General features: G+C 65.7%; 23 protein-coding genes. 17 read left to right on the top strand and 6 right to left on the bottom strand.

The window, feature by feature from the left end; genetic code table 11:
• Positions 1-1,503: a copper-containing nitrite reductase gene (gene nirK / locus ACXJLU_RS14440; RefSeq protein ID WP_457331985.1), complete on the bottom strand. Its 1,503-nt coding sequence runs from the start codon at positions 1,501-1,503 to the stop codon at positions 1-3.
• A 260-nt stretch (positions 1,504-1,763) separates the two neighbouring features.
• On the opposite strand from nirK, the gene ACXJLU_RS14435 reads away from it, so the two are divergent.
• The 8 genes from ACXJLU_RS14435 to ACXJLU_RS14400 all read left to right on the top strand — a co-directional run bounded on the left by ACXJLU_RS14435 (position 1,764) and on the right by ACXJLU_RS14400 (position 9,963).
• Positions 1,764-2,060, top strand: coding sequence for a DUF2249 domain-containing protein (locus ACXJLU_RS14435; protein WP_457331983.1), 297 nt, complete (start codon positions 1,764-1,766; stop codon positions 2,058-2,060).
• A 30-nt stretch (positions 2,061-2,090) separates the two neighbouring features.
• Complete coding sequence (locus ACXJLU_RS14430) at positions 2,091-4,364, top strand: nitric-oxide reductase large subunit (protein WP_457331981.1); 2,274 nt, start codon at positions 2,091-2,093, stop codon at positions 4,362-4,364.
• Entirely contained in the window at positions 4,361-4,693 is a 333-nt protein-coding gene (locus tag ACXJLU_RS14425; RefSeq protein WP_457331979.1) for a metal-sulfur cluster assembly factor, read from the top strand. The genes ACXJLU_RS14430 and ACXJLU_RS14425 overlap by 4 nt, the downstream gene beginning before the upstream one ends.
• A 5-nt stretch (positions 4,694-4,698) precedes the next feature.
• Positions 4,699-5,784, top strand: a complete 1,086-nt coding sequence (locus tag ACXJLU_RS14420; RefSeq protein ID WP_457331977.1) for a DUF8744 domain-containing protein — start codon at positions 4,699-4,701, stop codon at positions 5,782-5,784.
• A gap of 5 nt (positions 5,785-5,789) precedes the next feature.
• Positions 5,790-6,182 (top strand): SirB2 family protein, encoded by a 393-nt coding sequence (locus ACXJLU_RS14415; protein WP_457331975.1) that lies wholly within the window; start codon positions 5,790-5,792, stop codon positions 6,180-6,182.
• The gene (locus tag ACXJLU_RS14410; protein ID WP_457331973.1) at positions 6,183-6,683 is read left to right on the top strand and encodes an NnrS family protein; all 501 of its coding nucleotides are present in this window, start codon (positions 6,183-6,185) and stop codon (positions 6,681-6,683) included. It begins immediately after the preceding gene.
• On the top strand, positions 6,569-6,958 hold the full coding sequence (locus ACXJLU_RS14405) for an NnrS family protein (RefSeq protein WP_457331971.1): 390 nt from the start codon (positions 6,569-6,571) through the stop codon (positions 6,956-6,958). Before ACXJLU_RS14410 ends, ACXJLU_RS14405 begins: the two co-directional genes overlap by 115 nt.
• 107 nt (positions 6,959-7,065) lie before the next feature.
• Entirely contained in the window at positions 7,066-9,963 is a 2,898-nt protein-coding gene (locus ACXJLU_RS14400; protein ID WP_457332025.1) for an adenosylcobalamin-dependent ribonucleoside-diphosphate reductase, read from the top strand.
• A gap of 31 nt (positions 9,964-9,994) precedes the next feature.
• Here the strand turns inward: ACXJLU_RS14400 and ACXJLU_RS14395 are convergent, their stop codons facing one another.
• On the bottom strand, positions 9,995-10,291 hold the full coding sequence (locus ACXJLU_RS14395; RefSeq protein WP_457331969.1) for a hypothetical protein: 297 nt from the start codon (positions 10,289-10,291) through the stop codon (positions 9,995-9,997).
• A 452-nt stretch (positions 10,292-10,743) separates the two neighbouring features.
• On the opposite strand from ACXJLU_RS14395, the gene ACXJLU_RS14390 reads away from it, so the two are divergent.
• From ACXJLU_RS14390 to ACXJLU_RS14375, 4 genes are all read left to right on the top strand, one after another.
• Positions 10,744-11,604, top strand: coding sequence for a c-type cytochrome (locus tag ACXJLU_RS14390; protein WP_457331967.1), 861 nt, complete (start codon positions 10,744-10,746; stop codon positions 11,602-11,604).
• Between the two features lie 65 nt (positions 11,605-11,669).
• A complete protein-coding gene (locus tag ACXJLU_RS14385; protein WP_457331965.1) occupies positions 11,670-13,040 on the top strand; it encodes a cbb3-type cytochrome c oxidase subunit I in 1,371 nt (456 codons plus the stop codon).
• 12 nt (positions 13,041-13,052) lie between these two features.
• A complete protein-coding gene (locus ACXJLU_RS14380; protein ID WP_457331963.1) occupies positions 13,053-13,841 on the top strand; it encodes a CbbQ/NirQ/NorQ/GpvN family protein in 789 nt (262 codons plus the stop codon).
• A 227-nt stretch (positions 13,842-14,068) separates the two neighbouring features.
• Positions 14,069-15,895: a nitric oxide reductase activation protein NorD gene (locus ACXJLU_RS14375; RefSeq protein ID WP_457331961.1), complete on the top strand. Its 1,827-nt coding sequence runs from the start codon at positions 14,069-14,071 to the stop codon at positions 15,893-15,895.
• Between the two features lie 102 nt (positions 15,896-15,997).
• Here ACXJLU_RS14375 and ACXJLU_RS14370 read toward each other — a convergent pair whose 3' ends face one another.
• Positions 15,998-16,204, bottom strand: a complete 207-nt coding sequence (locus tag ACXJLU_RS14370; RefSeq protein WP_457331959.1) for a DUF3079 domain-containing protein — start codon at positions 16,202-16,204, stop codon at positions 15,998-16,000.
• 962 nt (positions 16,205-17,166) lie between these two features.
• Here ACXJLU_RS14370 and ACXJLU_RS14365 point away from each other — a divergent pair.
• Complete coding sequence (locus ACXJLU_RS14365) at positions 17,167-18,456, top strand: ATP-binding protein (RefSeq protein ID WP_457331957.1); 1,290 nt, start codon at positions 17,167-17,169, stop codon at positions 18,454-18,456.
• Complete coding sequence (locus ACXJLU_RS14360; RefSeq protein ID WP_457331955.1) at positions 18,453-19,883, top strand: ATP-binding protein; 1,431 nt, start codon at positions 18,453-18,455, stop codon at positions 19,881-19,883. Before ACXJLU_RS14365 ends, ACXJLU_RS14360 begins: the two co-directional genes overlap by 4 nt.
• Positions 19,884-19,920: 37 nt before the next feature.
• Here ACXJLU_RS14360 and ACXJLU_RS14355 read toward each other — a convergent pair whose 3' ends face one another.
• Together ACXJLU_RS14355 and ACXJLU_RS14350 are read right to left on the bottom strand one after the other, a co-directional pair.
• On the bottom strand, positions 19,921-21,048 hold the full coding sequence (locus tag ACXJLU_RS14355) for an Ig-like domain-containing protein (protein ID WP_457331953.1): 1,128 nt from the start codon (positions 21,046-21,048) through the stop codon (positions 19,921-19,923).
• A gap of 20 nt (positions 21,049-21,068) precedes the next feature.
• On the bottom strand, positions 21,069-21,470 hold the full coding sequence (locus ACXJLU_RS14350) for a hypothetical protein (RefSeq protein ID WP_457331951.1): 402 nt from the start codon (positions 21,468-21,470) through the stop codon (positions 21,069-21,071).
• Positions 21,471-21,735: 265 nt separating this feature from the next.
• Between ACXJLU_RS14350 and ACXJLU_RS14345 the strand changes: the two genes are divergently transcribed.
• From ACXJLU_RS14345 to ACXJLU_RS14335, 3 genes are all read left to right on the top strand, one after another.
• Positions 21,736-22,662, top strand: coding sequence for a LysR family transcriptional regulator (locus ACXJLU_RS14345; RefSeq protein WP_457331949.1), 927 nt, complete (start codon positions 21,736-21,738; stop codon positions 22,660-22,662).
• A 33-nt stretch (positions 22,663-22,695) separates the two neighbouring features.
• Entirely contained in the window at positions 22,696-23,223 is a 528-nt protein-coding gene (locus ACXJLU_RS14340; protein WP_457331947.1) for an alpha/beta hydrolase family protein, read from the top strand.
• Between the two features lie 76 nt (positions 23,224-23,299).
• A complete protein-coding gene (locus tag ACXJLU_RS14335) occupies positions 23,300-23,929 on the top strand; it encodes an NAD(P)-dependent oxidoreductase (RefSeq protein ID WP_457331945.1) in 630 nt (209 codons plus the stop codon).
• A 114-nt stretch (positions 23,930-24,043) separates the two neighbouring features.
• Here ACXJLU_RS14335 and ACXJLU_RS14330 read toward each other — a convergent pair whose 3' ends face one another.
• Entirely contained in the window at positions 24,044-25,000 is a 957-nt protein-coding gene (locus tag ACXJLU_RS14330) for a LysR family transcriptional regulator (protein WP_457331943.1), read from the bottom strand.
• Positions 25,001-25,026: the final 26 nt, after the last annotated feature.

Below are 25,026 nucleotides of genomic sequence, written 5' to 3'. Positions count from 1 at the left end.
TCAATGCTCTGTCGCGGCGACGGAGCCGGGCTTGGCCTCGCGTGCCTTCTTCACCTGGCTTGTCGAGATGCGACCGCCGGCATTCCCCCAGCTGTTGAGGACGTAGCTGAGGATGTTCGCGACCTCGTCGTCGTTGAGCTGGTTCATCGGCGGCATCAGCGAGTTGTAGTCGGTGCCGTTCACGGTGACCTTGCCGGAGAGTCCGCGCAGCACCACGTCGATGGCCCGTGCGGGGTCGGCGGCGAGGAAGTCGGACTTCGCGAGGGGCGGGAACACGCCCGGCAGCCCTTCGCCGTTCGCCTGGTGGCACACCGAGCAGGTCCCTGCGAACAGCGAGCGTCCGGCCTGCACCTGGTCCTGCACGGTCAGCGTTCCCGCCGCGGCCGCCTTCGTCGCGACGGCGACGGTCTGCATGTCGGGTTGTGCCCGGTCACCGAGGTAGACCGAGTCGAGCTCCTTGCCCGAGTAGATGCTCTTGTCCTCGGGGCCACTGACCTTCATGATCGCGAGCGCACCCTTGTTGAACGCGCGGAAGATCGAATGGTCCACCAGCACGTAGCTGCCGGGCACCTTGGTCGTGAACTTGACGACCGCCGCGCCGCCTGCCGGGATCAGCGTCGTCTGCACGTTCTTCTGAACGTTGCTGCCCCCCTCGTAGCGGACCTCGTCGAAGATCGCCCCGATCACGTGGAAGCTCGACACCAGGTTCGGACCGCCGTTGCCGACATACAGCCGCACCGTCTCGCCGGTCTTCGCCGCGATGGCCTTGTCACCGGTCAGCGCGCCTTCCGCGCCGTTGAACAGCACGTAGGTAGGCCGCTCGTCGATGGCCTTCTCCATGTCGAAGGCCTGCAGGCCCTTCTCGCGGTACTTGCCCGCGGTGTAGAAATCGCCCTGCATCACGTAGTACTCGTGGTCGACCTTCGGCAGGCCCTGGGGCGGCTCGACCAGGATCAGGCCGTACATGCCGTTGGCCACGTGCATGCCGACCGGCGCTGTCGCGCAGTGGTAGACGTAGATGCCTTCGTTCAGCGCCTTGAACGTGAACTGCGATGCATGGCCGGGTGCGGTGAAGCTGGAGGCGGCGCCGCCGCCCGGGCCGGTCACGCCGTGCAGGTCGATGTTGTGCGGCATCTTGCTGCCCGGGTGGTTCTTCAGGTGGAATTCCACCGTGTCGCCCTGGCGCACGCGGATGAAGCTGCCGGGCACGGTGCCGCCGAAGGTCCAGAACGTGTACGACACGCCTTCGGAGATCTGCATCTCCTTCTCGACGACTTCGAGCTCGACGATGACCTTGGCAGGAACCTTGCGGTTCGTCGGCGGCGGCACGTTCGGCGGGCTGGTCAGGATGGCGTGGATCGGGGTGCCCTGGGGCGGCCCGAAATCGCCGGTCTTTGTTGCGGGGGCAGGGGCAGAGCCCGCGGCGGCGAGTACCGCGCTGCCGCAGCCCGCGGCGAGTGCCGCCAGCGTTGCGACGATCGCCTTCTTCATCCATGTGCTCATGTTCATATCCGGTATGGGTAGTGCATCTATTGGCAGCGCAACGGTACGGGTGTGAGAACGGCGGCGCCTTGCGTTGGATCAACGGTGATGCGGTTGCATCGGGGGCCCGGCAGGGCGGCGGTTGATTCCGCGCAAATCGGACTGCGTTGCGCCGCGGCGGCAGGCCACCGCGCTTGATCGGGGTCAATGCACGCGCGACGTGGCGCTTCTAATATAGATGCACAAAATATGCATCTTTAAATGAGCAAGGAGCCATTCGCATGCCAACGTCCGTTCATTCCAGCATCGATGTTCGCCAGGTCTCGCCGCGCGAACGCCATCCACTGATCTTCGCGACCTTCCGCAACCTGGCGACGGGAAGCGCGATGCGACTGGTCAACGACCACGATCCGTTGCCGCTGTACCACCAGTTCGAGGCCGAGGCCCCGGGTGCCTTCAGCTGGGACTATGAGCAGGCCGGCCCCGACCTCTGGCAGGTCCGGATCACGAAGCAGAAGGCCGACCGCCCGCACGCCGATGGCGCGTGCTGCGGCGGAGGCTGCGGCGGGGCGGGATGAATCGTCTGGCGAACCTTCAGGAGCACATCCATGACCAACAATCTCAGGCTCTGGCGCTGGCTGGGCCTCATCTTCGTCCTCTCGTTCGGGGCGCTCGGCTTCATCGGCTACCAGATCTACCTGGCGGCACCTCCGATCCCGACCTCGGTCGTCACCGCTGACGGCGAGGTCCTTTTCACCGGCGAACAGATCCAGGCGGGTCAGCAGGTGTGGCTCTCGTCCGGCGGGCAGCAGCTGGGCACGGTCTGGGGCCATGGGGCCTACGTCGCGCCGGACTGGTCGGCCGACTGGCTGCACCGCGAGGCACTGGCGCTGCAGGGGATTCTCCTGAACGCACACCAGCAAGCCCAGCCGACCCTGAGCACGACGGACCGCGCGGCGATCGACGTGACGCTTCGGCAGGAAATGCGGGCCAACGGCTACGACGACGGCACCGGTGTGCTGAAGGTGTCGAACGAACGGGGCCAGGCCGTGCGCGCTGTCGCCGGCCACTATGGCGCGCTGTTCGGCAACGATACGGCGCTGACCGGGCTTCGCGAGCAGTACGCGATGCGGGCCGACACGGTGCCCGCCGCCGAAGACCGCCGTGCCTTGACGGCCTTCTTCTTCTGGACTGCCTGGGCGGCCGCGACAGACCGCCCCGGCGAGGCAGGCCTCTCGTACACGAGCAACTGGCCGCACGAGCCGCTGGTGGGCAACACGATGACAGGCTCCGCGGCGATGTGGTCGATGGCGAGCATCGTGCTGCTGATCGCCGGCATTGCCGCGATGGTGTGGTTCCATGGCGGACGGCCTCACGAGGACGAGCTGAAGCCGCCCGCGGCCGATCCGTTCCTGAAGGTGGTCGCCACGCCGTCGATGAAGGCGACGCGCAAGTACTTCTTCGCGGTCATCGGCCTGCTTCTGCTGCAGATCGGCATGGGCGCGATCACCGCGCACTACGCGGTCGAGGGCGAAGCCTTCTTCGGCATTCCGCTGGCACAGGTGCTGCCGTACGTGGTGAGCCGGACGGTGCACACGCAGGTCGGCATCTTCTGGATCGCGACCGCCTGGCTTGCGACCGGCCTCTACATCGCGCCGTTGCTGTCCGGTGTCGAGCCGCGCTTCCAGAAGCTGGGCGTCGATGTGCTGTTCTGGGCGCTGATCGCCATCGTCGTGGGCTCGACCGCCACCGGCTGGCTCGGCACCTTGCAGCACCGCGGCGTGGACTTCAGCTTCTGGATCGGCAACCAGGGGCTCGAGTACACCAGCATGGGCCGGGTGTGGCAGTTGCTGCTGTTCGTCGGCCTGCTGTTCTGGCTGCTGCTGCTCGGGCGTGCGCTGTGGCCTGCGCTGATGAAGCCTTCCGAAACCCGTGGCCTGATCGCGATGGTGTTCCTGTCGGCGGCCTGCATCGGCGGCTTCTATTCCAGTTCGCTGATGTGGGGCCAGCACACCCACTACTCGATGATCGAATACTGGCGCTGGTGGCTGGTCCACCTGTGGGTCGAGGGCTTCTTCGAGGTGTTCGCGACCGCCGTGGTGGCGCTGATCTTCACCCGGCTCGGGCTGGTGCGCGCGGCGAGCGCGAACCGCGCGATCGTCGCCGAGACCATCGTGTTCCTGTTCGGCGGGATCCTCGGCACCCTTCACCACCTCTATTTCACGGGGACGCCCACGTCCGTGATCGCGGTGGGTGCCGTGTTCTCCGCGCTTGAGGTCGTTCCGCTGGCCATGATCGGGCTTGAGGCCTTGCAGACTTGGCGGCGTTCGAAGGGCGCGGAGTGGCTCGGCGCCTACCGCTGGCCGATCCTGTGCTTCGTGGCCGTCGGCTTCTGGAACACGCTCGGTGCCGGCGTGCTCGGGTTCGCGATCAACCCGCCTGCCGCGCTGTACTACGTGCAGGGCCTGAACATGACGGCGGCGCACGGGCACGCGGCGCTGTTCGGCGTCTACGGCATGTTGGGGATCGGCCTGATGCTGTTCTGCCTGCGCGGGCTGTACGCGCGCAGCCTGCATGCCGATCGCCTGCTGGCGTGGTCGTTCTGGGGCCTGAACATCGGGCTCGGGATGATGGTCTTCATGTCGCTGCTGCCGGCGGGCATCTACCAGGCCTGGGCCAGCATCGACCAGGGCATGTGGTTCGCGAGGTCGCCGGCGATCGTGCACTCGCGCATCATGGAAACGCTGGTGTGGCTGCGGGTCCCGGGCGACATCGTGTTCGCGGGCGGGGCCGTGATCCTGGCGTGGTACGCGCTTCGCCTGCTTCGCCATCCCGCGGGCCGGGAGGCGCGTGCTCCCGACGCCGCGGCGATGCAGCCATGACATCGCTGCCGTTTTCCTGGGACGGGCCGCCCGCGCTGCAGGGGCCGATGCTGGCAGCCCTGTCGCGTGTCGTCGATCCGGAGCTGTCGCTCTCGATCGTCGACGTGGGGCTGGTGTACGGCGTGTCGGTCGCCGACGGCGAAGTTCGGGTGCGCGTCACGATGACGTCGGCCGCATGTCCGGTGATCGACGTGATCGTCGAGGACATCGAACTCGAGCTCGACCGGCTGCTGCCCGCTGGCACGGGCATCGTGGTGGCGCTGTGCTGGGAGCCACCGTGGACCCCGCAGATGATGAGCGAGCGCGCGCGGCGCTTCATGCAGGGATGACGAGCGTGTGGAGACCGACCGGTGAAGGGGTCGCACGGCCGGTGCTGGCTGCACTGATCGGCCTGGTGCTGCTTGCCGCGGTGGCCGGAGGGCTGCAGCGCGCCGGCATGTCGCTCGGAAGCAGCTCGACGGCCGGTGCCGCGCTGGCGCAGCATGCCGCACTGATGCTGTCCGGCCTGCTCGGCACGGTGATCGCGATCGAGCGTGCCGTGGCCGTGAAGCGACGCTGGGCGTTCGCCGCGCCCTGGGCCGGCGCGCTCGGAAGTGCCGCGCTGCTGGTCGGGCTGCCGGTTGCAGGCGCCTGGGCAGGCGCGCTCGCTGCGGCCGTCTTCGTCGGTGCCAGCGTGGTCGTGCTGTCCCGCCAGGTCGCGTTGCATTCTGTCGTGCTGCTGGCGGGCGCCGTCGCCTGGCTGGTCGGAAACCTGCTCTTCGCGCTGGGTGCGCACGCGCCAGTGATCCTTCCCTGGTGGTTTGCATTCATCGTGCTGACCATCGCGGCCGAGCGGCTGGAGATGGCGCGGCTGATGCGCCATCACCCGGCGGTGCAGGTGGCGCTGATGGCCATCCTGTTCGCCGTGTTGGCAGGAGCCGCCGGCACAGGTCGGTGGCCCACCCTCGCCGGGGCGCTCTTCGGCGGCGGTCTCTCGGCGCTGGCGCTCTGGCTGTTGGCCTTCGACGTGGCGCGCCGCACCGTGCGCAGCCATGGCCTGAGCCGCTACATGGCGATCAGCCTCCTGGCAGGATACGTCTGGCTCGCCGTGGCCGGGCTGGCCTGGGTCGGCACGGCCTTCGGGTGCCCCGGGCGCGACTGGGCCTTGCATGCCCTCGGCCTGGGGTTCATCTTCAGCATGGTGATGGGGCACGCGCCGGTGATCCTGCCGGCCGTCGCGCGGACGCGGCTGGTGTTCGGCATCTGGTTCTATGCACCGTTGCTGCTGCTGCACGCGTCCTTGCTGGTACGACTTCCCGGCAGCCTCATCGACCCGTCGTGGCGCGCGCTGGGAGCGATGCTGAACGCCGCGGCGATGGGGCTGTTCGTGCTGACCCTGCTGGCGTCCGTGCTGGCACGTCGTGACGCAAAGCGGGGGTGACTTTCATGGACTACGCCGTCGTCAAGGCCGTTCACCAATCTGCCGTGGCACTGTCCTTCGCGGGGTTCTTCCTGCGCGGAGCGGCCTCTCTCGCGGGCGCGAGCTGGGTGCGCAGGCGAGCCGCCAGGTCGATACCGCACCTGGTCGACACCGTGTTGCTGGTTTCGGCGCTGACCCTGGCGTGGATGCTTCACATCCACCCCGGCACCGCCCCGTGGCTGCTCGCCAAGGTCATCGCCCTGGTCGTCTATGTCGGACTGGGCGTCATCGCATTGCGGCCGGGCCGATCGAGAGGGGTTCGCGCGACGGCCTGGTTGGCAGCGTTGCTCACCTTCGGCTACATCGTCTCGGTCGCGATCACGAAGAGCGCCTGGGGAGTCTTCGTGCTCGGCATGTGAATGGGCGGCCCCGCTGATCGTCCCAGCCAGAAGTGGCTGCTGATCGCCCCCCACCGGCTCTGCTTCTTCGTGGCCGGTATCGCGATGGCGTGCATCGCCCTGTGGTGGCTGCTGGTGCTGGTGGACCTGCACGCCGGGGCCCGGTTGCCCTGGACCCTCACGCCGGCGCTCGCTCACGGGCTGGTGATGAGCGATGGGTTCATGCCGCTGTTCATCGCCGGATTCCTGTTCACCGCGGGAATCCGCTGGATGGGTGTCGCGGCGGTCGATGCGCGGCGCTTGCAGTGGCCCGTCGGGTTGATCGCCGCGGGCATCGCGATCACGCTGGCGGGCTTCCGTTCTTCGACCACGCGAACGGCCATCGGCTGGCCGTCGGGACGCGGATCATGCCGATGCTGTTCACCGGCTTCGGCTGGTTGTGCGTGGCGCTGCTGCTGGGGGCCGTCTCTCATCGCGGCGGCGCTTCCCGGGCTTGCGCGATGGCCGCGCTCCACGCGATGACGCTCGGCTTCTGCGGCAGCACGCTGTTGGTGATGGCCACGCGCATCGCCGCGACTCGCAGCGGCCGGACCCAGGCGATGGACGCCATCGCCGTCTTGCTGTTCGCGCTGGTGCAGCTCGCCACAGTGTTCCGCGTGGCGGCCGGGTTGTGGCCGCAAGGCCCGGAACTTCCGCTCGGCATCGCCGCAGCGGCATGGTCTGCCGCGTCGGCGGCTTGGGCGATGCGCAGCGGCCGCTGGTTCCTGCAACCCAGGCGGGACGGGCGGGCGGGGTGATCCGATGGCGCGCTGCGGCGACGCTCGTGCAGCGGGGTCTGTGCGAAATCAAGGACACGGCGGTGCGAAGTGCCTACCGTGCTCCGTCAAACACAAGGACGCCACGCATGCAGCACATCGACACCACGGATCGATCCACCCTCGGAACACAACCCATCAGCGAGGAGGTGCTGCTGGAGAAGTACGCGAAGGAGGGCGAGCGGGGCGTCGAGGATGTGAACCGGCGCGTCGCCCGGGCGCTGGCGCAGATCGAGGCGCCGGCGGAGCGGACCGGCTGGGAGACCCGCTTCCATGAGGCCCTGCGGTCGGGCTTCATTCCGGCGGGGCGCATCCAGTCGGCGGCCGGCACGGGGCTGCAGGCCACCTTGATCAATTGCTTCGTGCAGCCTGTCGGCGATTCGATCTCGGACGACGAAGACGGGTTTCCCGGCATCTACACCGCACTCACCGAGGCCGCCGAGACGATGCGCCGCGGCGGTGGCGTGGGCTACGACTTCTCCCGCATCCGGCCGCGGGGGGCATGGGTGGGCAGCACGCGCAGCTCGGCATCGGGGCCGGTCAGCTACATGCGGGTCTTCGACCGGTCTTGCGAGACGGTCGAATCGGCGGGGGCGCGTCGGGGCGCGCAGATGGGCGTGCTGCGCTGCGACCATCCCGACATCGAGGAGTTCATCCACGCGAAGGACAAGGGCGATCTGAAGAATTTCAATCTCTCGGTGGGCGTGACCGATGCCTTCATGGCGGCGGTCGCGTCGGGCGCTGAGGTGGAGTTCGTCCACCGCGCCGAACCCGGTGCCGCGCAGAAGGCGGACGGCGCCTGGCGCCGCAGCCAGGGTGACGGACTGTGGGTCTATCGCAAGCGGCCCGCACGCGAACTGTGGGACCAGATCATGCGTTCCACCTACGACCATGCGGAGCCGGGCGTGCTCTTCCTCGATCACATCAATCGCGACAACAACCTCGCGTACTGCGAAGACATCGCCACCACGAACCCGTGCGGCGAGCAGCCGCTGCCGCCGTACGGCTGCTGTTGCCTCGGGTCGATCGACCTGACCCGCTTCGTGGTCGAGCCGTTCGGGGGCGGCGCTCGTTTCGACGAGGAGGGCTTCGTCGCACTGGTGCGAGTGGCCGTGCGCATGCTCGACAACGTGCTCGACGCCACGGTGTGGCCCCTGCCGCAACAGCGCGCGGAGGCGGGCAACAAGCGCCGCATCGGGCTGGGCTTCACCGGCCTGGGCGACGCACTGGTGATGCTGAACCTGCACTACGACAGCGACGCCGCACGAGGCATGGCGCGGCATGTGGCCGAGCGCATGCGGGACGCCGCCTACGAAGCCTCGTGCGACCTCGCGGGCGAGCGGGGTGCGTTCCCGCTCTTCAATCCGGACCTCTACCTGAGCGGCAGCACGTTCGTCTCGCGACTGCCCGCGGCCTTGTGCGAGCGCATCCGCACGCGCGGCCTGCGCAATTCGCATCTGCTGTCGATCGCGCCGACCGGCACCATCAGCCTGGCCTTCGCCGACAACGCGAGCAACGGCATCGAGCCCGCGTTCAGCTGGACCTACACGCGCAAGAAGCGCATGCCCGACGGCAGCTTCAAGGAGTACGCCGTCGAGGACCATGCCTGGCGGCTTTTCCGACACCTGCATGGCGAGACGGCACCGCTCCCGCCTTCGTTCGTCAGCGCGCTGGAGCTGAGCGCGCAGGCGCACGAGGCGATGGTCGCCGCCGTCGCGCCCTTCATCGACACGGCGATCTCCAAGACGGTGAACGTTCCCGCCGACTATCCGTACGTTGATTTCCAGGATCTGTACGTGCGAGCGTGGGAGTCGCGCTTGAAGGGTCTGGCGACGTACCGGCCGAACGCGGTGCTCGGCTCGGTGCTCAGCATCATGCCGACGCAGACCGTCCCGCAGCCGTTGGCGATCGACGACTCACGCCGGGCGAATCAGCGGCTGATGCTCAACCGCCTGCCGGCGCCGGTGATGTCGTCGCTGCGGTGGCCCGGCCGGCCGGAGCTGCCGGCGGGCAATGCGGCATGGACCTTCATGGTGCGCCACCCGTTCGGCGAGTTCGCGCTTTTCGTCGGGGATATTCCCGGGTCCGACGGTGCCTCTGCTCGTCCGTTCGAAGTGTGGGTCAACGGGGCCGAGCAGCCGCGTGGTCTCGGTGCGTTGGCCAAGACCTTGTCGATGGACCTTCGGGCCAACGATTCGGCATGGCTGAGGTTGAAGCTCGATGCATTGGCCACAGTGGCCGAGGAGCGCAGCTTCGAGATGCCGTTCCCGCCGGACGGGCAGCGGCGGCTCTTCCCGGGGGTCGTGGCCGCGACGGCGGCGGTGATCCGCTGGCGATGCGAGCAACTCGGCTCCTTGTCGAGTGGGGGCCAGGACGGCAGCACGCCGGTGATGGACGCGATGTTCAGCATCAGCGAGCCGCATACGGGGCCCTCGGGAACCCTCGCATGGGCCGTGGACGTCGACAACCCGGCCACTGGCGAGCAGTTCATGCTGACCCTCAAGGAAGTGACCATTCCGGGGGCGGACGGCAGCACGCAGACGCGTCCCTGCTCGGTGGGATTCTCGGGGAACTATCCACGGGCCCTGGATGGGCTGGCGCGGCTGCTCTCGCTGGACATGCGCGTCGTCGACCCGGCGTGGATCGGCATGAAGCTGCGCAAGTTGCTCAACTACGCCGAACCGCTGGGGCACTTCATGGCGTTCGTGCCAAGCCTGCAGGACGGCGAGCGCCGGCAGCAGACCTGGCCGTCGACGGTGGCCTACATGGCGAGGCTCATCATCCATCGCTACGCAATGCTCGGCGTGTTGAACGAAGCGGGCCACCCGGTGCGAGACATGGGCGTGCTGGAGGCTTCGCGCGATGGCAAGGAGCATGCAGCGGTCATGGCGGGCAAGCCGTGCGCGGAATGCGGCAACGCCACCGTGATCCACAAGGATGGATGCGACTTCTGTACGGCTTGCGGTAGCACGGGCCAGTGCGGCTAGGTCACCTCACCGGAATGTGCCGGATGCATCGTCATTCATGGGCCGCACTTCGCAGCGCCGCGAGCAGGTCGTCGTCAGCCAGCACCATACCGACGGCAACCAGCGGTGGCAACAGGCTGAGCGACTCGCACAGTACCGATGCCAGCCGACCGGCTTGAACCGAGGTGCAATGTTCGCGCGCGGTATATATCCGCGCGAAGTCGACGCACCACTCCTCTTTCACGACGACGCTGTCGATCACGACACGTTTGTTCGACGAGGTTGTGGTGGCTTGCAGCATGTCGGCCTGCATCGTGGACTCCGGACACGACCCGTTGACGTAGGCCATCGAAGCACTGTAGGCCGCCCGCTGGATGCCCTCTGTGCGACAGCGCACACAGGCCAGAGGAGCGGAAGCACTGCTCCACACGCAGTCCGAAAGAGAGGGCTCCCTTGGCGTCGCCCCAGGGGCAGAGATCGCCCGAGTTTTTGCTGCCGTCCCAGCTTGGATACCGGGGATAGAAAGGTCAGGATGGTGTCCACCTTCGGACTTCTATGTGCGTCAGCACACGGACCGCGCCGCCCGGTCGGGACTAGCCTCTGCCAGATTGCAAATCGCTGGCCGGCGCCCCTAGCAGAAGGTGCGGACCTGTCCGAACCTGAGAGTACGCCGTGCACAAATACTTGAGGCTGTTCAGCTACGTCGTTCTGGCCCTGATGGGTTCTGGCATCGTCTACGCGAGCTACATCGGCCTCACCTACTGGACCGGAATCGGCGTCTGACGCGAGAGGGACGACCCAGTGAACAAGCGGCAAGCTCGACTTTTTGCCATCGGCTCGACGCTGGTTGCTGCACTGGCTTTTCTGGGTCTGACGATCGACAGCCATCGCCAATTCCCGAAGTTGACGAATGCGCAGAACATCACGCCAGCGGTGGCCCATGGCAAGGATGCCTGGCACAAGAACAACTGCATCAACTGCCATACGCTGTTTGGCGAAGGGGCCTACTACGCACCAGACCTGACCAAGATCGCGCAGCAGCGTGGCGCCGCATACCTGCAGGCCTATCTGCGCGACCCGTCGAAGTTCTATGACGAGCAGCGCCATCGCCGCCTGATGCCCAAGCAGGACTTGAGTGAGGCGGAGATCACCGATCTCGTGGCTTTCCTGGATTGGGTCAGCAAGGTCGACAACAACAACTGGCCCCCTAGACCCTTGTTGGTGACGGGCACAACCATCAGCCCTGCGGCAATGTTGCCGCCGGCACAGGCGGCTGCGGTGGTCCGCAGCGCGATACCTCCAGGCGGCGCCGCTGGACCGACCGCGAAGGATCCGATCGCGCTCGGCGAGATCGTCTTCAAGACCGCGTCACCGGCATGCAATGCGTGCCACTCGCTTTCTGCGGGCGTCAACATGGCCGGTCCGTCGTTGGCCGGGGTCGCGACGCGGGCGCAGCAGACTCTGGCATCGAACACTTACGCGGGCAAGGCGAAGGACATCGACGGCTACCTGCGCGAGTCCATCACCCTGCCCAGCGCGCACATCGTTGCGGGCGGCATGTATTCGAGCAACGGGGTCTCGTTCATGCCGAGCACGTTCGGCAAGGACCTGACGCCAGAGCAGGTGACGCAATTGGTCGCATACCTGACGACCTTCAAATAGTGAAGGACCGACGGCCGCGCCACAGCCGACAGGGCTGCCGCCTGAAACATCGAAGGGAAGTCGTGATGCGCTACAGGTCTCAATCGGTTGCCTACTGGTACTTTGCCGTCGCGATGGTGCTGTTTGGACTGCAACTGGTGTTCGGCCTGCTGTCCGCGGCCAAGTACCTCGGGCCGGACCCGCTGCTGTACATCCTGCCGTTCGATGTCACCAAGGTCATCCACACCAATCTGCTCATCGTGTGGGTCTTGACGGGGTTCATGGGCGCGACTTACTGGATGGTGCCCGACGAGTCGCGCACAGAGCTCTACAGCGTGAAGATTGCGTACGTGCAGTTGGGGCTGTGGTCGTTGATGGGCGTGACCGCCGTGGTCGGCTACCTGTTCCGCTACGGCACCGGCAACAAACTGCTCGAACAGCCGCTGCCGCACAAGATCGTGATCGTTGTCTGCATGCTGATGTTCCTCTACAACGTCGGCATGACGATCTGGAAGTCCAAGCGATTCACGACAACCGAAGGCGTGCTGGTGCTGGGGCTCGGACTGGCGGCGGTGTTGTACTTGCCGGCGCTGCTGGAGTTCGAGAACTACACCGTGGCGATCTTCTACCGATGGTGGACGATCCACCTGTGGGTGGAAGGCGTGTGGGAGATGATCCAGGGTGGTTTCCTCGCATACCTGCTGATCCGGCTGTCCGGAGCCGACCGCGAGGTGATGGAGAAGTGGCTCTACGTCATCGTCGGCCTCGTCTTCATCGCCGGCATCCTGGGCACGGCGCATCACTATTACTGGGTTGGCGTGCCGTCGTACTGGCTGCCGATCGGCGGGCTCTTCAGCGCCATGGAGCCCCTTGCCCTGATCGGCATGGCGGTGTATGCCTACTCGGCGATGCGCCGTTCGGGCCTGGCGCACCCGAACACGCTGGCGCTGCACTGGACCATCGGCAGCGCCGTGTTCACGCTGTTCGGCGCCGGCCTGCTGGGCCTGGCGCATACCTTTCCCGATGTGAACAAGTGGACCCACGGCACGCTGATCACTGCGATGCACGGCCACGCGGCGTTCTACGGTGCCTACGCGATGATCGTGCTGGCAATGATCACGTTTGCGCTGCCGTCGATGGCGCCAGGGCATTCGGAGCGCGGCAGCAGCGTCGGCTACTGGTCCTTCTGGCTGCAGCTGAGCGGCATGTTCGGCATGACGCTCTCGTTCGCGACCGCCGGCATCGGGCAGGTCTACCTGGAGCGCATTCTTGGCATGGGCTACCTGGATGCGCAACTAAAGATCCAGGTCCACTTCCTGATGCTGCTGGCCACTGCGTCGCTCTTCACAGTCGGGGTGGGTCTGTTCATCTTCGACTTCTTCCGGCATGCGCCGCGCTTCGATATCGAGACCGACGCCAAACCACTCACGGCGCGAGGCGTCGCTGCCGCGGCCTAGCCGGTGCCGGTCATGACTGGCACCGGGCCGGAGCCGTTCTACCTCGCTTCGGGCGACGAGGTCTCGTTGTTCGAACGTTGCCATGTGCGCCGGCTCGCCGTGATGCTCAAGGGTCCGACCGGATGCGGCAAGACTCGGTTCGTCGAGCATATGGCGTGGCGGCTGGACCGCGCGCTGATCACGATCTCGTGCCACGACGACCTGACCGCGAATGACTTGGTCGGCCGCTTTCTGATCCGCCACGACGGCACGGCGTGGCAGGACGGGCCGCTGACCCGGGCTATCCGCGAAGGCGCCATCTGCTACCTCGACGAGGTGGTCGAGGCGCGGCAGGACACGGTCGTGGTGCTGCACTCTTTGACCGACCACCGCCGCATCCTGCCGATCGACAAGACCGGTGAGACCGTTCATGCGCACGACGGCTTCCAGCTCGTCGTGTCGTACAACCCGGGCTATCAGCGCATGCTGAAGGATCTGAAGCCGAGTACGCGGCAACGCTTCGTGGCGCTGGACTTCGACTTTCCTCCGGTCGACCGCGAGTCTGCGATCGTCGCGCGTGAAGGCGGCGTCGACCGCGCGACCGCGCACGCTCTGGCCACTCTGGGCGGGCGCCTGCGCGCGCTGCGGGACCGCGGTCTCGCGGAGGTGCCGAGCACACGCCTGCTCGTGGCGGCGGCCAACCTGATCGCCAGCGGTGTGGGGGTGCGGCAGGCGTGCTATTGCGCCATCGTGTCGCCCTTGTCCGACGAGGAATCTCTGGTCGGTGCGATGCGTGACCTTGTCGACGCGAGCTTCGTCTAGCGTCGAACCGAAACGAAAGGGCAGCAATGGCTGAAGCAGAGGACGTGATCGTCGATGCGGCACGCCACGCCACGTCATATGCTCAGACCCTTTGGCGACGACACCGACCGAAGCCCCCCGGGCCGGCGACCGTTCGACTCGCCGATGTTGCGCCGCGCATCGACTTGCTGATCCGAAGCTTGTTCGGATGCAGCTATCGAATCCGCGTTGCGCAGCCGCGAGCGCCGATGACCCTCCTGTCCCGGGCGTTTCTTCGCCGTGACGATCCACGAACGACGAGCGCGGTTCCGAGTACCGACGGGACCAGCATCTGGCTGCCCGCGGACTCCGGACTCATGAATGTGGCGGCGGGCACGGAACGCCTCCGCTTGGTCGGACTTCAACAGGCGATGCGCGCCAGCCGAGGCAGCGCGAATTTCGTCGCTCGGTTGAGCGCGCCACTGCTTTGCGACATCTACCTGCTCCTGGAAGCCCAGGCCGCGGATGAGGAACTCGTGCGTCGATTGCCCGGCCTGATCGGTCCCTTGAACACGCTGCGACAGGGTGCGCTGACGGATCGTCCCGACATCCGAAGTTTTTCCAAAGCGCGACAGGCGCTGGAACGCCATGCCCGCGCCTTGCTTGAACGGCCTCTCGTGCGTGTCCAGCAGGGCGCTGCGACGACGCCATCGCCGCAGGCGTCGTTCGATCTGGCCCTCGGTATCGCTACCCACTTCATCTCAGACGCCGACAGCACCGATGCAATGGGTGCACAGCCGCTTTTCAGGGACGCGTGGACGGGCCACTTGACGGTGCCTGAACCACGCGGATCGACGGGCAGCACGGAGGCATCGACGGACAACCTGTCCGTGCCAAGGGTGCGCAGTGCGCGGCTGAGTCGCCGACCCGATATCCGCCCAGCCAGCGAAGATGAGGACGATGCCCGTCAGGGCGCCTGGATGATTCAGGCGTCACAACCCCATGAGCACGCCGAGGACCCGTTCGGCATGCAGCGGCCGACGGATCGCGATGAAGAAGGGGCCGCCGAGGAGTACGCCGAGTCGTTGGCGGATCTCGAACAGGCTCGATTGGTGTCGACTCCCGGACAGGCCAAGGAGATGTTCCTTTCGGACGATCCGCCCGATGCAAGGAAGCGTCTCGAAGGAGAAAGGCTCGCCGATGGAAAAGGGATGACCTATCCCGAGTGGGACTACCGTGTGCTTGCGTATCGAGCTCCTGGTGCGACGGTTCACGAGAGGATGGCCCCGCCGGGTCCGCAGGCATGGGTCGAGACGACTTTCGACGCGCATCGGTCAATGCTCGACACCTTGCGCAGGCGCTTCGAGATGCTGCGCACCCGGCGCACGACACTGCGCAGGCAATTCGACGGCGACGAGTTCGACCTCGAAGCCTTCATCGAGGCGCAAGCCGACTTTCGAGCGGGCCTGCCGATGAGCGCTGCTCTGTACCAATCACATCGTCGCAACCAGCGCGACTTGGCGATCTTGCTGTTGATCGATATCAGTGGTTCCACCGACGGCTGGATCGCGGCCCACCGTCGGGTCATCGATGTCGAACGAGAGGCACTGCTCCTCGTTTGCATCGCACTGGCTGAACTGCGCGAGCCATACGCTGTACAGGCCTTCTCCGGTCATGGACCGCAGGCCGTGACCGTCGATATTGTCAAAGGCTTCGACGAAGCCTATGGCCACGACATAGCGCTGCGCATCGCCGGACTGGAACCCGACCAGTACACGCGGGTGGGGGCGGCCATACGGCACGCCAGCGCTGAACTGATGCGACGACCCGCCTCGCACCGACTCCTGCTGTTGCTGTCGGATGGCAAACCGAACGACATCGACCTGTACGACGGGCGCTACGGAGTTGAGGACACACGCCAGGCGGTCATTGAGGCAAAACTGCAAGGCATCTCTCCCTTTTGCCTCACAGTGGATCGCAACGGCAGCAGCTACCTTCCCGCGGTGTTCGGCACGCAGCACTACGCGCTGCTGAGTCGACCCGAACTACTCCCTGCGGTATTGCTCGACTGGATGCGCCGATTGGTCAGCGCTTGACGCCGCGGGCTGCCCTGAATGTGACTCAGTGATGCATCAGGCGCGTGCACAGACATCGGCGCGGCGCTGCTCTCTTCTGCCCGATACGCCCGACTTTGTCGTTCAGGTCGGTGCCTCAGACGCAGCGGTTTCGCCCGCGTCCAGGCCCCAAGTCATCCAGTCCTCGCCGAACAGCTCGAAGGGATGAAGCGTCGCGACGCTGCCGTTGCCGCACATCAACGAGTCCGCGGGGCAGTACTTGTCACAGCCCCAGCAGATGCGCTCAGGATGCGCGGGATGGATCGGAAACTTCTTGACCGCCGCTGTCATTTTGGCCTTCGGTTCGTTGTTCCCGGCAAGCGCTGGCGATGACATACAGGCCGGGAGCAAAATGATTCGCAGAGCGGAACGTGCACATTCGAGAGGGGTGCCGGCGAACTGGCCCGACTGCGCGCATGCAGCACTTTCACCGCGTCTGCTGAGGCAACCCTTTTCGCAAATCGGTCGGCCGTCGGATATGAGGTGTACCGAGGGCCCGGCGTGTCGAACTTGCGCAGTAACTCTTCCGTGAGGATCGCTCGTACGTCGACTGACTGACGGGTGACGGTAGACATGGCGAATGGTGAACTTGGCGACGGCATTCGAGCTTGATTCCAGTCAAATGCGCGGCTGGACAAGGCTGCCCAGCGCTCTCTGAAGTCGATCACGATGGCGCCGGGCTCAGGCTGGCGGTCCTGGCCTCCGACGCCGGGCACCATCGCGTTGCTCGATCTGCGCAAGCAGGGGGCATTCCACTGAAATGGTTGACCGTTTCGCTCGACGCAATGGGTGATCAAACGTGACGGTGCCTACGACGGCATTCTCTGTGATAGCAGTCTACAGATCAGCTCTGTACAGAGGCAGGCATCGCGCCGATTGATCATCGAGTGGGAGTGATTCGGGGCGGATCGGAGCGGTCTTTGATCGTCCTGGTCCGGGAGAGCTGCGCACGTTTTCAATGCGCTTGATGCCACGGCGACCACACCGACGTCAGCTACGGACCGGGCGCGTTCACGGTGGCGGAATTGGCGCGGCTTCGCCGCGTTCTTCGTGTGAATGGAGCGGCCGCGTCCGGTAGAACATGTCGCCACAGAAGGCACGTGCAGTGCCAGGGAGCCATTGATGTTCTGCGCCAGCCATTCCACTCCCTACGAAGATTGTCCGCATTGTCGGAAGACTGTGTCGGCGATGCGTACGACGGTGTTGGACCACCTGCGTGCTCTTGCGCTTCGTGACATCGCAGGGGTTCATCCGTGACGGCAGCGCCCGAGCAGTTCCCGGCGGGCGTCGATGAGCGCGACCTGCTGCGGGCCCTGTTGGACAACTCACCGGATCACATCTATTTCAAGGACAGGCAGTCCCGCTTCATCAAATCGAGTGCGGCACAGGCACTCCAGTTCGGGATGGCGACACCAGACGGGTTGGTCGGCAAATCGGATTTCGACGTCTTTTCCGACGCGCACGCACGGCCGGCCTTCGAGGACGAGCAGGAGATCATCCGCACCGGCCTGCCGATGGTCGGCAAGGTCGAGCGCGAGACCTGGATGGACGGGCGGCCCGACACCTGGGCATTGACCACGAAGATGCCGCTGCGCAACCGCGATGGCGAGATCATCGGTACCTTCGGCATCACCAAGGACATCTCCGACCTGAAGGAAGCCGAGCGCCGCATCGGCGAGGTGCACCGGCAGCTGGTCGAAGCTTCGCGCCTGGCCGGCATGGCTGAGATTGCCACGAACGTGCTGCACAACGTCGGCAACGTGCTCAACAGCGTCAACATCTCCGCCGGCCTGATCGTTGATCGGCTTCGCGCCTCCAAGCTCAAGGGACTGGCGCGTGCGGTCGGCCTGATGGACGAGCATGCCGGCGACCTGGGCGACTTCCTCATGCGCGACACCCGCGGCAAGCTGCTGCCCGGCTATCTGCGCGAACTGGCGCAGGCTCTGGAGGCCGAGCAAACGGCCATCGCCGAAGAGCTCGGCCTGCTCGCCAGGAGCGTCGATCACATCAAGGAGGTCGTGGCGACCCAGCAGTCGTATGCGGGCGCATCGCGCGTCGTCGAGTCCCTGAAGGTTGACGAACTGCTGGACGATGCGTTGCGCATGAACGTCAGCGCCCTGACCCGTCACAAGGTCGAGGTCGTGAAGCAGGTTCCCGACCTGCCTGCCTTGACCCTGGACCGGCACCGCTTGCTGCAGATTCTGGTGAACCTGATCAGCAATGCCAAGCACGCGATGCGCGGAGCGCCCCCTGACCACAGCGCGTGCATCACGTTGGGCGCCGCGCTGCTGGATGGCGCTGGAGGGCGAGTGCTGCGCATCACGGTGGCCGACAACGGCGAAGGGATTGCACCCGAGAACCTGGTGCGCGTCTTCGTCCATGGCTTCACCACGCGCAGCAACGGCCACGGCTTCGGCCTGCACAGCTGTGCCTTGGCGGCCCGGGAGATGGGCGGGACGCTGAGCGCGCACAGCGAGGGTGCGGGGCAAGGCGCCATGTTCGTGCTGGACGTCCCGATCGACCCGCAGGAGGGCGATCGATGACACGCGAGCAGAACCGGCGGATCCTGTTGGTCGACGACATGCCGGCGATCCACGAGGACTTTCGCAAGATCCTCATGCCGCCAGCGGTGCACGCGGGACTCGATGCCGCCGAGACGGCGCTGTTCGGAGACGAACCGCCGGCGGTGGTGAGCGTGTTCGAGCTCGATTCGGCCTACCAGGGGCAGGAGGCGGTGGGCCAGGTGGAGGCGTCGCTGGCCGCGGGCCGACCCTATGCACTGGCTTTCGTGGACATGCGCATGCCGCCAGGTTGGGACGGCGTGCAGACGATCGAGCGCCTGTGGCAGATCGATCCGCGGCTTCAGGTTGTCATCTGCACCGCTTACGCCGACACCTCGTGGGACGAGGTGCTGGCGACACTCGACGTGCGGGACCGGCTGTTGATCCTCAAGAAGCCCTTCGACGCGATCGAGGTGCGCCAACTGGCGAACATGCTGACCGCCAAGTGGCAGATGACGCAGGACGCAGCGGCGCAGCTCACGCGGCTGGAAGACGCCGTGGCGGAACGTACGCGCGAGATCACGAGCAGCAATGAGGCGCTGCAGGCGGAGGTGGCCGAGCGCAAGCATTTGCAGGGGCAGCTGGTGCAATCGGAGAAGCTCGCCTCGATCGGCCAGCTGGCGGCAGGCGTAGCGCACGAGATCAACAACCCGATCGGCTACATCTTCTCCAATTTCGGCACGTTGGAAGACTACCTCGGCAAGTTGTTCGAGATGCTGGCAGCCTACGAGGCCGCCGAAGGCCATATCGGCCCTTCCGACGTCGCTGCGAGGCTGCGCAAGCTGCGCGATGCGGTCGAGCTGGAATTCCTGAAGGAAGACATCCCGGTGCTGATGCGCGAGTCCCGGCAAGGCATCGTACGGGTGCGCCAGATCGTGCAGGACCTCAAGGATTTCTCGCGCGTGGACTCCACGCAGGATTTCCAGTTGGCGGATCTGCACCAGGGCATCGATTCGACGCTGAACGTGGTCGCCAACGAAGTCAAGTACAAGGCGGACCTGATCAAGGAATACGGCGTGATTCCAGACATCGAGTGTCTGCCGTCGCAAATCAACCAGGTCGTGATGAACCTGGTGGTCAACGCGGCCCAGGCGATGGGCGAGGAGCGCGGCCGCATCATGATCCGCACCGGGGTCGAGGCCGATGCCGGGCACGTCTGGCTGGAGGTCGCCGACACCGGCTCGGGCATTCCGCCGGACACGCTCAAGCGCATCTTCGAGCCCTTCTTCACCACCAAACCGGTCGGCAAGGGAACGGGGCTCGGGCTCTCGCTGTCGTACGGGATCGTGCAGAAGCATCACGGACGCATCGACGTCGAAAGCGTGCTGAACCAAGGCACCACGTTTCGGGTGACGCTGCCGGTGCGCCGACCGGCGACACCGGTTGAGATGAGGGCGGTGAGCGCCTGAGGCGCTGCCAATACCGAGGCCCGGCGCCGGACACGGCTCAGGGACGGCTCAGCAGCAGCAGGTATTTGCTGTCGACGTCATCCAGCTGCGCCGGGGGCGCCGTGACGCGGATGTAGATCTCCTGCGGGCTGTCGCCACCGGTGTAGGTCACGGACTTGACCGCAGCCGGGGTGGAGCTGGCCAAGCTGTTGCCGGCCGCATCCGTCAGCGACAGGCCGATGAACTGGTAGCCGTTGGTGCGCATGTCCACCCGAAGGCTGGTCTGAGCTGGCAGGTTGACCCTGTAGTAGTCGCTGTGCGGGAGGGGGAAGGTCCCGCTGGCCGACTCGCTGACTTCGGTCTGGCCCACGATCTGCCGCACCTTGTCGGCTACCGCCGTGGCCAGACCCGGTTCGTCGTTGGATTCGACTTCGCCGATGCCAGCGCCCGAGTCCACGTCGAAGGCCACCGGAGCCGAGTCGACGTTCACGTCAAACCCATTGGCGTCGCGGGTGCGCACCCGGGCCACCACGCTGTGGCGGCCGTCGGCCAGCCCGCGCACGTCGAAGGCCAGGAACTGCACGTCACCGTCAGTGCCCCGAGAGAGGCCCACGGATTGGCCATCCACGAAGAAATCCACGCGGTGGACGTTGACGATGTTCTTGACGGCGGAGAACCGGACCAGCCCGAAATTGCCGTCCACGCTGGCGGTGACGGTGGGCGGCTCCGGGGGAGTGCTGCTGCGCTGGACCACGAAGCTGACCGCGCTGGAATCCTTGCTGTTGCCGGCCGCGTCGCGGGCTCGCGCAACCACGCTGTGCGTGCCGTCGGCGATCAAGTTGATCGAGATCGGCAGCGAGAACGTGCTCTCGTTGGGCTTGGTGGAGATGGTGCCTTCCAGCGCATCGCCATCCATCAGAAACACGACCTCGGTCACGCCCACGTTGTCGGAAGCCGTGGCGGTGAAGGTGACGGTGTCGCTGCCCACGTTCACGCTGGCGGACACCGTGGGTGCCGCGGTGTCCGGCACCGGAGCGGGGGCCGGGGCCGGTGCGCCCAGGCCCGGTGGGGGCGGGGCCGCATCGCCACCGCCTCCCCCGCCACATGCGCTCAGCAGCACGCACAGAACGCCGGACCAGAGTTGTTGCTGGCGGGATTTCAGAAGAGGATGACGGATGGTTGGCATGGTGTGATCTCTGCGTCCACTCAGTCAACGTTGAGCCATCGGGCCGCGGCATCGGCGGTGTCCGGTGGGGAGGTGTTGAAGGCGATGGATGCCTGGGGTGCTGTCTTGTGCACGGAGTTGACGAGTCGCTCGAAAAGCAGCAGGCTTTTGGGGGGGATGCGGAGGCCTCCGCCGATCACGACGCAGTCGTAGGAGACGGTGGAGAGTTGCTGCTCCAGCACAGTTGTCGCGGACTCGTCGGGGCGCACGAGACAGAGGTCGGCATACCAGCCTCGGTCTGCCATCTGCTTCATGCCGAGGGCGATGCCGGCATTGATCTTGGCGGCGTCGAAACCGGGCGGCAATGCCGGATCCGAGAAGTCGACCGTCTCAGGTTGCTGGCCCACGAACAGTACCTTCTTCGCCTCTTGGGATTTGCTCATCTTCATCTCCTGGTTGTTGATCGGGTCGCAGGGTTGGCCATGGCCACGATGTGCCGTCCGGTCCTTCGTTCGCGCGTGCCGCCAAGGTGATATGACAAACTCATTGAAGCGCGATCAGCCCGGGCAGTCTGCCAGACGGCGCACATGGCAGCGGGAACACGGTGTTCCCGTGGCGGGACGGTCGCTTGTTTACGATTGAGGCTCCCCGCAGAGGTATCCGGCCCTCAAGCGGCCCTCGCTGTTCACTTTGAGCCAATCCTTCGACATGCTGGACCTGAACGACTTGCGCTTGTTTGAGAAAGTCGCGACGCTGCGAAGTTTCTCAGCGGCCGGGCGGGTGCTGAATGTCCCCAAATCGAGCGTGAGTCGGGGGGTTGCTCATCTCGAGGCGGCGTTGGGAATCCGCCTCGTCCAGCGTACGAATCGCGACGTGCAATTGACGGAAGCCGGCGTCGCATTGCATGAGCGGTGCGTGAATCTGCTCGCGCGTATCAATGAAACGATCGATGTTGTCAGCGGAATGGGCGGCAACCCGCGCGGTCAGCTGCGGATCAGTGTTGGCATCGGCTTCGGGTACAACGTGCTGTCCGATCTGCTGCCGGAGTTCCTGGAGCGCTACCCCGATGTCAACGTGGCGCTGGAGCTGACCAGTCGAACCGTTGACCTGATCGCTGAGAGCGTCGACGTCACGGTGCGCATAGGACCGATGACCGACTCGCAACTCATCGCAGTCGGGCTCGGTACGATACGGCGCTACCTTTGCGCCGCCCCCGCATACCTCGCACGGCGCGGCTCGCCCCAAGCGCTTGACGAGATCCAGACGCACCACGCCATCGAGATGCCGGGTCTCGACGGGAGGCCGCGGCCCTGGATTTTCAAAGGACCCGGCAGCGAGGAGAAGAGGTTCGAACTCAAGCCGCGTCTGAGCATCAACGATCCTCTGTTGATTCACCGCCAAGTGGTTGCCGGCGTCGGCCTGGGGTGCCTGTCGGGCTACCTGTGTGCGCCCGATATCAAGGCCGGACGACTTGTTCACTTGTTTCCGGAATGGACTCTTCCGCCGGTGGAGGTCAGCGTGGTCTTCCCGAGCAGTCGAGAGTTGTCGCCGACCGTGAGGGCTTTTGTGGAGTTCCTGAGAAGCGCTTCGGCGCCAGGCAAGTCTTGGCAGGACGATTCGATGGTGACTCTGTAGGCCCAGCGGCAAAATCACTGAAGGAGCATTGTCTTGACGACGATTCATTACGCGATCCATCCCGAGGACCGCGAGGTCATGGTCGGGATGCGCGAGCAGGTAGCGCCCATGAAGGGGAGCATCACCGGGCCCGAGGCAAGACCGCTCTTTGATTCGATGATGCTGCACGTCGCGGCAGCCCCGGGCGTGACGTACGAGACCGCCACGGTGGGAGGGGTCGATGGCTCGTGGTGCAGGCCCGTCGACGCGGCAGACGCGTCGGCCGCCATCCTCTACTTTCACGGCGGCGCCTACGTGATCGGGTCCGCACAGGCGTATCGAAATTTTGTGGGGCAAGTCGTGGCGCGGACCAAGACTGCCGCGTTCGTGCCGCAGACCGGCAACTCCTCACCCATTTGCGCTGCCGCCATGTCCCCATGGACCGATCTTGCGCTTGCTGGCGAGACCATGCGTTCCCGTGCGGAGGCGGATCCGCGCCGGCAAGGAGTCGCTGAAAGCCATCACCGAGTTCCTCGAACATCAGCTTCGGGGCTCAGCCGTCACACCTCCCGCCTAGACTGATCACTTTGGCCGTGGCGACTCGCGAGTCGACCCGGAATGAGACCGGCAAGATTCACACGGAGCAAAAGGTTTCCACATGAAGGTACTACTCTTGGGTGCGACCGGCGGCACGGGTCGCGAGATCGTCAAGCGAGCCACCGCGAAGGGGCATTCGGTCGTGGCGGTGGTTCGATCGATTGCCAAGGCGGGCGATCTGGGCGGCGCGACACTCGTTCAAGGAGATGCCCGCGACGAGGCGCTGCTCGCTCGGGCACTTGAAGGCTGCACGGGCGTCATCAGTTCGATCGGTACCTCGGTGAGCCCTTTCAAGGAAGTCACGCTTCTGTCGACCGTCACCAGAAGCCTTGTCCAGGAGATGACCCGGAAAGGCGTTCGACGCCTGGTTTGCATCACCGGCCTGGGCGCCGGCGACAGCCGGGGGCACGGCGGATTCGTTTTCGACAACATCATCATGCCGCTGCTCTTGCGCAAGGTGTACGACGACAAGAACAGGCAAGAGGACTTGGTTCGGGCCAGTGGGCTGGACTGGGTACTCGTTCGCCCGGTGGTTCTCAACGACAAAGCTGGCACGGGCAAGGTGCGAGCAGATACTGACCTGTCGGGCGTCCACGGAGGATCGATTGCGCGGGCCGATGTGGCGCAGTTTGTGGTGGACCAGCTGACCGAAGACCGTTGGCTTCACCACGCTCCCCTGATCAGGGAATAGTGCGCTCGATTGCGTGCGCAGAGCTCATGTGCGTGACGACTGATGAAGTGACGTGGTCCAATCCACGGCGCCGAACCGGGCATGGCGATGGTCAGCCGTCGGCCTGCTGGCACATCAAGGGCCATGCGCTGACGCAGCAAATTCGATCAGCCGGTCATGCAGCCAGCGAATCCCCGGATCGACGTGGTTGCGCGCATGCCAGGCCATGTGCAAGGTGAAACCCTGCGCCTTGAAGGGCAGCTCGAAGGTGTCGAGGTGATCTGAGAAGCGCGCCGCCAGCCGGCTCGGCACGGTGCACACCAAATCGGTATGGCGCAGCAGTTCCGGCACGAGCGTGAACTGCTGAACCGACAATGCCACCGTGCGCTGACGGCCCAGCTTCGCCAGGTGCTCGTCCATGAACCCGTGAAAGCTGCCTCCCGAGGTCGAGACCAGCACATGGCTCAGCCGGCAGTAGCCGTCCAGGTCCAGTGCCCCGGTGCCCCGCGGATGCCCCTTTCGCTGCGCGAACACGAAGCGCTCGGCCAGCAGTTCGCGGGCTTTCATCGTCGGCGGCACCATGCGTTCAGAGCCGATCAGGAGGTCGATCGCGCCGGACTCCATCTGCTGCGCGATGCTCGCGGCCTCGGGCGCATGAAACGCGATCCGCACGCCCGGCCCCGCGGACTGCCAGACCGCTTCGACCAGTGGCAGCCCCAGCGCCACGATCGCGTTGTCGCTGGCCGCGATGTGGAACGCCCGCTCGTCGGCCGCCGGATCGAAGACCGGTGCGCCGCGCACCAGCGCCTCGATGTCCTTCAGCAAGCCACCCAGCGCCGGCGCCAGCGCCAACGCGCGGGCCGTGGCCACCATCCCGCGGCCTGAATCGGCCGGGATCAGCAACGGGTCGCCGAACCCGGCGCGCAGCCGCGCGAGCTGCGCCGACATCGTCGATTGCGACAGGTGCAGGCGCTGGGCCGCATGCGTCACGTTACGGGTCTCGATCAGCACCGCCAGCGATCTGAGCAGGTTCAGATCCACCCCATTCAAATCGACCACGTCGATGTCTCGTATTGATTGAATCGACTTCAAAGATATCAGGGTCCTGTCTAGAGTGC

It is taken from the genome of Rhizobacter sp. P5_C2 (assembly GCF_054049715.1).
This window is presented reverse-complemented; position numbering and strand designations above follow the sequence as displayed.